The sequence below is a fragment of the Agathobaculum sp. genome (assembly GCF_050946325.1).
Taxonomy (GTDB): Bacteria; Bacillota; Clostridia; order Oscillospirales; family Butyricicoccaceae; genus Agathobaculum.
In genome coordinates this window covers 1-8,142 of sequence record NZ_JBMNUP010000083.1, presented here as the reverse complement: position 1 = coordinate 8,142, position 8,142 = coordinate 1, and the positions used below count along the sequence as shown (strand labels likewise).

Sequence of the window (8,142 nt, the reverse complement as noted above, 5' to 3'; positions counted from 1 at the left end):
TGCCTGACAGCGAACAGCGGCGATTTTGTAATATTACAAATGCGCCGCTGTTCGCAACAGAATATTGTTTTACAGCACTGCCGCCCCAATCAGTCCCGCATCATTTCCGAGTGCGGCAAGCCGTATTTCCGTGTTTTTTCTATCGCTCCGAAACGTTTGAGCGTCGGTCAATCTCCGCAGCGGCTCGAGCAGTTTTTTGCCATATCCGGCCAGCCCGCCGCCCAACACAATACATTCCGGCTGAAAAATATTAATCACATTGGCAAGGCCGCAGGAAAGATTTTCACAGTATTCTGCAAACAGCTCCTGCGCCAGTACGTCCCCTGCGTCCACGGCATCGCAGATCATTTTTGCATTCAGCCGCCCACGCTGCGCGGATAATAGACTCTCTCTCCCCGCTGACAGCGCCCGCTCGGCAAAGCGCACCAGCGCAGAGGCGGAAGCATATGCCTCCAGGCATCCCCTCCGGCCGCAATTGCACGGTTCGCCGCCCTGGCGAATTACCATATGGCCCAGTTCTCCGGCAATATCATTACAGCCGGCATACAGCTTGCCGTCAATCACGATGCCGCCGCCCACGCCCGTACCCAGCGTCAGCATGACCATGCTCCGCGCCTGTCTGGCTGCTCCGGCGGCTGCCTCCCCAATGGCAGCGCAGTTGGCATCATTCTCCAGCCTGACCCCGCAGACAAACTCCGGTCGAAACACCTCGCCAAAGCACACATTGTTCATGCCAAGATTCGTACCAAAAATCAAACGACAGTTCTGTTTATCCAGTGATCCCGGCACACCGATGCCAATACCGCTCACTGTTTCGGGGCGGATGCCGTTTCCGCTGCAAAGCTCCAGCGCCAGCCGCTTCATATCGGCACAAAGACCATCCGGATCCCCTTTTCTGGTCGGCACGCTCTTCTTTTGCACAATGCTGCCATCTTCCATGCAAAGCGCCGCCTTAACGGTTGTACCCCCTAAATCAACACCAATGCGCATCGTTTTCCCCCTATTTCATCAGTCGAACAAGTGCAGACCACGGCTTCGGAAATATTCATCCAACCGTTCTTGGCTGCTGTTAATCACCAGTTCTTCCGGAAAGTCAACTTCCTGCAACATCGCCGCAGCATCGCTCACATCACCCACCATTGATTCAATATGCGCGTCACTGTCAACCACAATCGGAACCTGATGTTTTTTGCACAGTCTGGCAATCTGCGCGCAATTTTCTGCACTGCCCCTGCGGATATGAAAAGAATTGCTGTTTATTTCAACCACTTTGCCATACTGCCTGCACAGAGAAACAATATATTCCTGATCAAAATCATAGCGGGGGTTGCCGGGATGTCCCAAAGCATTCACACGCGCGTCTTTCACCACAGCCTCCAGCGCCTCTGTATGCACCGCCTTGGTTGCCGGTGCAAAGCAGCTTTCGTGGAAGGATGCCAGCGCAAATTCAACCGGTCCCAGGCACTTCTGATCCATATGGTCCAGCTCCCCGTTGGGACGAATATTAAACTCTATCCCACGCACAACGGTAACGCCTTCTATTTGGCGCGGAATAATATCCATGTTATAGAAGTGCCACTGATGCGGCGCGTCAGACATATCCGGCCCATGGTCTGTCATTCCAATGGCAATCAGGCCTTTCTTTTTGGCACCGCGCACCATTTCATATAAAGTGGAATACGCATGGGTGCTGGCAATGGTATGCGTATGCAGGTCTGCTACAATTTGCATTTTTTCCTCTCTTTCTTCCGCATTGCGAACATACAGAAAATCGCCGCAATGCGGCGATTTTCATCAAAAGCCAAAAACAGGTGCATCTGTTATGCAGCGCAGGCTGCTGCCCCCCGATAGAGGGACTTTCCGTACACCATCATTTTCCGTGCAGTTTCAGCATTCTTTCCTGCAGCTCCTGCGCGGCATTGAAACCCATTTTTTTCTGACGGTCGTTCATGGCGGCAACCTCAATGATAACAGCCAGATTTCGGCCCGGTTTTACAGGAATGGTCAGGCTGGGTACCGCAATATCCAGAATGCTGGTGGTCTGCCCATCCAGCCCCAGACGGTCGTACTGCTTTCCATCTTCCCACGGCTCCAGATTGATAACAAGCTCAACTTTTTCTGTCATTTTAATTGCACCGACGCCGAAAATACGCCGCACGTCCACAATGCCAATGCCGCGCAGCTCAATAAAATGACGAATCACTTCAGGCGCAGTGCCAACCAGCGTCTTGTCCGATACACGCTTGATTTCAACTGCGTCGTCTGCAATCAGCCGGTGACCGCGTTTAACCAATTCAATCGCCGTTTCCGACTTGCCGACGCCCGAATCACCAAGCAGCAATACGCCTTCGCCGTAAATCTCAATCAGCACACCATGCAATGTGATCCGAGGCGCCAGATTGATCTTAAGGGATGCCACCAGCGCACTCATAATCGTTGAGGTAAACTCATTCGTCCGCAAAATCGGCACCTGATAGCGTTGCGCAGCCTCTATGCATTCCGGGAAAACATCAATGTTACGCGAAACAATCAGCACCGGAATCCCCGTGGCAAACAAACGGTCAAAGCAGGCGCGCCGGGCTTCCGGCTCCATCTGCGCAACATAACTGAATTCCACCTTGCCGACCAGCTGGATCCTGTTTGGATCAAAATAATCAAAAAAGCCGGCAAGCTGCAAGGCCGGACGGTTTACGTCATCCTTGGTAATTTCCACCTTTTCAAAGCCCTCTGGGCCATAAACAATCTCAAATTTAAATTCCTGTATCAAATCGCCCAGACTGACGCCAAATTCTTTCAGCTGCATAAAACTGCTTCCTTTCTTCCACAGAATGAAGGTATGTGTATTATACCTCTAATTTTCCCTCTTTTCAATCATTTCTGTCACCACATCTTGAAAACTTGAAATACAACACTTTTTCTCAAAAAATGGCTTGCAATTTTAACAGCGTTATGGTATTATAATATCTGCTATGCAATGAATAAGAGAAGGAGGTGCAGGAAAATGGCAAAGTGCGATATTTGCGGCAAGGGCGTGACCTTTGGTATTCAGGTCTCTCACTCTCATCGTCGTTCCAACAGAACTTGGAAGCCGAACGTTCGTCGTGTGAAGGCTCTGGTCGACGGTACTCCCCGCCATATCAACGTATGTACTCGGTGCCTCCGCTCCGGCAAGGTAACCCGCGCGATCTGATCAGCGCTTACGTTGAACTGCCAAGCGCCCTTTGCAGGGCGCTTTTTTACTGCCTATTTCCCAATCCGGAAGGTGATCCTCCATGAAAAAAGCCCTCCGTCCCGCCTTTGCGGCTACAATTCCCGTTCTGTGCGGCTATCTGTTCATCGGTCTTGCATTCGGCGTAATGCTGCGTGACATTGGTTTTGCTCCCCCTTGGGCGTTCCTTGCCAGTCTGACCATTTATGCCGGTTCCGGCCAGTATCTGCTGGTATCTTTGCTTGCAGCAAAAGCGTCCCTGTTTACCGTAGCCGTGATGACGCTTCTGCTTAATTGCCGGCATATTTTTTACGGCCTGTCCTTTCTGGAAACCTTTCATCAAATGGGCCGCCGCAAGTGGTACATGATTTTTTCGCTGACCGATGAGACCTACTCTTTGTTATGTTCGCTGCAAACGCCAGCGGATGTGAACCCTTCTGACATGCGCTTTCTGATCGCGCTGCTTGATCACAGCTACTGGATACTTGGTTCGGTGCTCGGCGCAGTGCTTGGCAGTGTCATACCGTTTGATTCCACTGGTATTGATTTTGCCATGACCTCCCTGTTTACTGTTATTTTTATTGAACAGTGGAAAAGCTCCAAATGCCATCTTCCCGCGTTCCTCGGCCTGGGAGCGGCAGCCGTTTCGCTGATCCTGCTCGGTCCGGATAATTTCATCCTGCCCGCCATGCTGGCCATCTGTGTGATGCTGGTTGCTTTGCACAGCCGTCTTTCCAGGGAGGTGGCAGAATGACTTTCAGCCGAACGCTTGCAATGATTGCTGTTGCCGCTGTCTGCACCTTTGCCACGCGGCTTGCGCCTTTCCTGCTGTTTAATGGAAAAAAGCCCATTCCCCCCATCATTCGTTATTTGGGTGCTACGCTGCCGCCTGCCGTTATCGCGCTGTTGGTGGTATACTGTCTCAAAAATGTACAGTGGATCACGGGTACGCACGGGATTCCGGAACTGCTGTGCATTGCCGTCACCGCGCTACTGCATCTCTGGAAGCGCAACAATCTGCTTTCTATCGGTGTGGGCACCGTGCTATACATGTTTCTCATACAAAATATTTTTCTATAATTTGGAGCCCGCACGGAACTTCCGTGCGGGTTCTTGTTTTCTTTCCTCCATATTCGTGATAAAATAATTTCATTCGCAATGAAGGAGCACAGTTTATGGAAAATATCATCCAAATCCTTGCCCATGAGCTTGGGCAGGCAGAAGCAGATGTAAAAAACGTCATTCAGCTGCTGGATGACGGCAATACCGTACCTTTTATCGCGCGGTACCGCAAGGAAATGCATGGTTCGATGGACGATCAGACCATCCGCGCATTGGCCGACCGATTGGCATATCTGCGCAATCTGGACGAAAAACGTGCCGATATCCGCGCTTCTATTGAAGCACAGGGCAAATTAACAGCGGAACTGGGCAGCGCTCTTGCTGCGGCCCAAACTCTTGCAGCGCTTGACGACTTGTACCGCCCCTATCGCCCCAAACGGCGCACACGCGCGTCCATCGCGCGTGACAAAGGGCTTGCACCGCTGGCAGACGCGCTGCTGTCTGCGCGCCTCCCTTCCCCTTCGATGGATGCGCTGGCCGCTCCGTTTATCACGGCAGACGGCGAAATTGCGTGCGCCGAGGATGCGCTTGCAGGCGCTTTTGATATCATCGCAGAGAACATTGCAGATGATGCAAATATTCGCGCGCAAATGCGCCAATTGGTGCGCCGTACAGGCGTCCTCACAACCATTGGCACGGACGGGCAGGACACCGTGTACCAAATGTATCACGATTTTTCCGAACCGGTTACCAAACTGCAAAGCCACCGCGTACTTGCCATCAACCGTGGTGAAAAAGAGGGAAAGCTGAAAGTCTCGCTGACGGTCGATGACGCACAGGCGCTTGTTACGCTCAATCGCTCCGTGCTGCACCCCCAAAACCCGTTCTGTGCCGCTTTGCGTGAAGCCTGCGCAGATGCATGGAAGCGTCTGCTCTTCCCTTCCCTCGAGCGAGAGCTGCGCAGCGAGCTGACCGATACCGCCAACGAGCAGGCAATCCACACGTTTGCGCTTAATCTGCGGCCGCTGCTTATGCAGCCGCCTATCAAAAACCGCGTGACGCTTGGCTTTGATCCCGGCTATCGCAACGGCTGCAAGCTTGCCGTGGTAGACGGTACCGGCAAGGTGCTTGACACCGCCGTTATTTATCCGACGCAGCCTTTCCACAGGATAGCAGAAGCCAAAAGCCAACTGACACGGCTTTGCCGCCGTCACAAGGTCACCTGTATTGCCATCGGCAACGGGACGGCCAGCAGAGAAAGCGAACAGTTGGTTGCAGAATTCATCCGCGAATACGGCGGAGGCATTGCATACACTGTCGTATCCGAAGCGGGCGCATCGGTCTATTCTGCATCAAAGCTGGCTGCGGAAGAATTTCCTGATTTTGACGTCAACCTTCGTTCTGCTGTCTCCATTGCACGGCGCCTGCAGGACCCGCTGGCAGAGCTGGTCAAGATTGACCCGAAGGCAATCGGGGTCGGTCAGTATCAGCACGATATGCCCCAGGCCCGTCTGAGCGAAGCGCTTGAAGCTGTGGTGGAGGACTGTGTCAACGCAGTCGGCGTTGATCTGAATACCGCCTCTCCCGCCCTGCTGTCGCGCGTGGCCGGTATATCCGCCACCGTTTCCAAAAATATTGCAGCATACCGCGAACAAAACGGTCATTTTGAGGACCGCCGCCAGCTTCTCAAGGTGAAAGGGCTTGGTCCCAAAGCCTTTGAACAATGTGCAGGCTTTTTGCGTATACCAGAGAGCCGCAATATGCTTGACCATACCGCAGTTCACCCCGAATCCTACAATGCCGCCCAGACACTTCTTACCTTATGCGGATATTCTGCCGCAGATGCCGCGGATGGGCGCCTGCAGGAACTGTCTGCCCGGTTAGATCAGCTTGGCCGCAATGAGGCGGCGCGCCGCTGCGGCGTAGGCCTTCCCACACTGATGGACATTGCGGCAGAGCTGCAAAAACCAGGCCGCGATCCCCGAGACGAACTGCCGCCGCCGATACTCCGTTCTGATATTCTTGATATCGCAGATTTAAAACCAGGCATGAAACTGAAGGGAACTGTGCGCAACGTTGCCGATTTCGGCGCATTTGTCGATATAGGTGTGCATCAGGATGGGCTGGTTCATATTTCACAGATCTGCAACCGGTTTATCCGGCACCCTTCTGAAGCGGTAACGGTAGGCGATATTGTTGATGTTGTTGTGTTATCTGTAGACACCAGAAGTCACCGGATTGCGCTGTCTATCAAACAGGCAAAATAAATAACAAAGCCTTTCCCCACAGGGAAAGGCTTTCAGCTTGTCGAAAAAGTCCAGCTACGGCTGGGCTTTTTCGCATGTATATGGTAAAATGCGGATGGGTGATGAAAGATGCTGGAACGAGGGAAACTGGACCGAGGTATCGTAGAAATTGTAGACACAGAGAGCTTGGTTCCCCAGGAGCATCTGCTGCGAAAAATAGATGAGGCGGTAGATTTTAACCGACTCTACGAAATGGTAGAACCGCTGTATAGCGAAGATAACGGGCGGCCCAGTGTAGATCCAGTGGTGTTGTTCAAGATGGTTCTAATCCAGCATCTGTACGGACTGCCATCCCTGCGGAGAACAGCGGAAGAAGTTGGCTTGAATGTGGCATACCGCTGGTTCCTGGGATATACGCTGCAGGAGGAAACACCGCATTTTTCTACAGTAAGCTATAACTTCCGGCACCGGTTTACAGAGGATACGGTAAACCAGATCTTTGGCTGGATACTGGAAGAAGTAGCGGAAGCAGGCTATCTGTCCCCCAAGGCAGTATTCATAGACGGCACCCATATCAAAGCAAATGCCAATACGAAAAAACAGATAAAAGAGCGGGTGCCTGTGGCGTCCAAGCACTATGCGAAGGAACTGATGGAAGAGGTCAACGCGGACAGAGAAATTCACGGCAAAAAGCCGTTTGACGATGATGATGAGCCGCCGACAGCACCTAAGAAACGGAAAGACAACACTTCCAGGAAGAAGCTGGCCCGCAGGAAAAAAGAGAAGACCCATGCTGTAACAAAGAGCATAAGTGATCCGGATAGCGGTCTGTTTGTAAAGGGAGACCACAAGCGGCAGTTCGCTTACGAAGCCCATACTGTCTGTGACAGCCATGGTTTTGTGCTGGAAACAGTAGTGACTCCCGGCAACGTACATGACAGTGTGGCATTTGACGAGGTATACGACAAGGTAACGAAGGCATTTCCCGACACAGAGGTCATTGTTGCAGATTCCGCATACAAGACTCCGCATATTTGCAAGAAAGTATTTGACGATGGCAGAGTTCTTTCCACAGCCTATAAGCGTCCTCAAACAAGGAAGGGCGGACACGAGTGGTGGAAATACGTCTATGATGAGTTCTACGACTGCATCATTTGCCCTGAGTACCAGGTCCTGAAATACAGCACCACAAACCGGGATGGCTACCGGGAATACAAAAGCGATCCGAAATTCTGCGTAAGCTGTCCGACCAGAGAACTTTGCACCCACTCCAAAGACTGTGTAAAGACGGTACAGCGGCATATCTGGAAGGACTATGAGGATTTGGCGGACGACGCCCGATATGTACCCGAGTACCAGAAGCTTTATAAGCGCCGCAAGGAAACGATTGAACGAGTCTTTGCGGATGCAAAAGAAAAACACGCCATGCGTTATACGCAGTACAGAGGCTTGGCCCAAGTAACAAAATGGGTGAAGCTTAAATTTGTTGCCATGAACCTCAAAAAACTGGCAAGGCGGAAATGGTATGACTACACCCTTTCCCTGTTTTCACTTCTGTTTTCTCCAGTACATACTGAAAACCAGGTTGCTGCTTAATGCGCAACCGGGTTTCTCGACAGGCTGAGG

At 52.0% G+C, this 8,142-nt stretch carries 8 protein-coding genes; 5 read left to right on the top strand and 3 right to left on the bottom strand.

Annotation, left to right across the window (positions count from 1 at the left end):
• Positions 1–69 precede the first annotated feature (69 nt).
• The 3 genes from ACOYIE_RS07395 to hprK form a co-directional block, all read right to left on the bottom strand.
• A complete protein-coding gene (locus ACOYIE_RS07395; RefSeq protein WP_433411901.1) occupies positions 70–990 on the bottom strand; it encodes an ROK family protein in 921 nt (306 codons plus the stop codon).
• Positions 991–1,008: 18 nt separating this feature from the next.
• A complete protein-coding gene (locus ACOYIE_RS07390; protein WP_433411899.1) occupies positions 1,009–1,731 on the bottom strand; it encodes a phosphatase in 723 nt (240 codons plus the stop codon).
• Positions 1,732–1,870: 139 nt separating this feature from the next.
• Positions 1,871–2,803: an HPr(Ser) kinase/phosphatase gene (gene hprK, locus ACOYIE_RS07385; RefSeq protein ID WP_433411897.1), complete on the bottom strand. Its 933-nt coding sequence runs from the start codon at positions 2,801–2,803 to the stop codon at positions 1,871–1,873.
• Positions 2,804–3,001: 198 nt separating this feature from the next.
• On the opposite strand from hprK, the gene rpmB reads away from it, so the two are divergent.
• The 5 genes from rpmB to ACOYIE_RS07360 all read left to right on the top strand — a co-directional run bounded on the left by rpmB (position 3,002) and on the right by ACOYIE_RS07360 (position 8,112).
• Positions 3,002–3,190 (top strand): 50S ribosomal protein L28, encoded by a 189-nt coding sequence (rpmB, locus tag ACOYIE_RS07380; RefSeq protein WP_078096872.1) that lies wholly within the window; start codon positions 3,002–3,004, stop codon positions 3,188–3,190.
• An 82-nt stretch (positions 3,191–3,272) separates the two neighbouring features.
• A complete protein-coding gene (locus ACOYIE_RS07375) occupies positions 3,273–3,962 on the top strand; it encodes an AzlC family ABC transporter permease (protein ID WP_433411894.1) in 690 nt (229 codons plus the stop codon).
• Positions 3,959–4,288, top strand: a complete 330-nt coding sequence (locus ACOYIE_RS07370; protein WP_433411893.1) for a branched-chain amino acid transporter permease — start codon at positions 3,959–3,961, stop codon at positions 4,286–4,288. Before ACOYIE_RS07375 ends, ACOYIE_RS07370 begins: the two co-directional genes overlap by 4 nt.
• Positions 4,289–4,383: 95 nt before the next feature.
• The gene (locus tag ACOYIE_RS07365) at positions 4,384–6,537 is read left to right on the top strand and encodes a Tex family protein (RefSeq protein ID WP_433411891.1); all 2,154 of its coding nucleotides are present in this window, start codon (positions 4,384–4,386) and stop codon (positions 6,535–6,537) included.
• Positions 6,538–6,645: 108 nt separating this feature from the next.
• Positions 6,646–8,112 carry an IS1182 family transposase gene (locus tag ACOYIE_RS07360; RefSeq protein ID WP_433411889.1) on the top strand — a complete coding sequence of 489 codons (1,467 nt, stop codon included), beginning with the start codon at positions 6,646–6,648 and terminating at the stop codon, positions 8,110–8,112.
• The last annotated feature ends 30 nt before the right edge of the window (positions 8,113–8,142 follow it).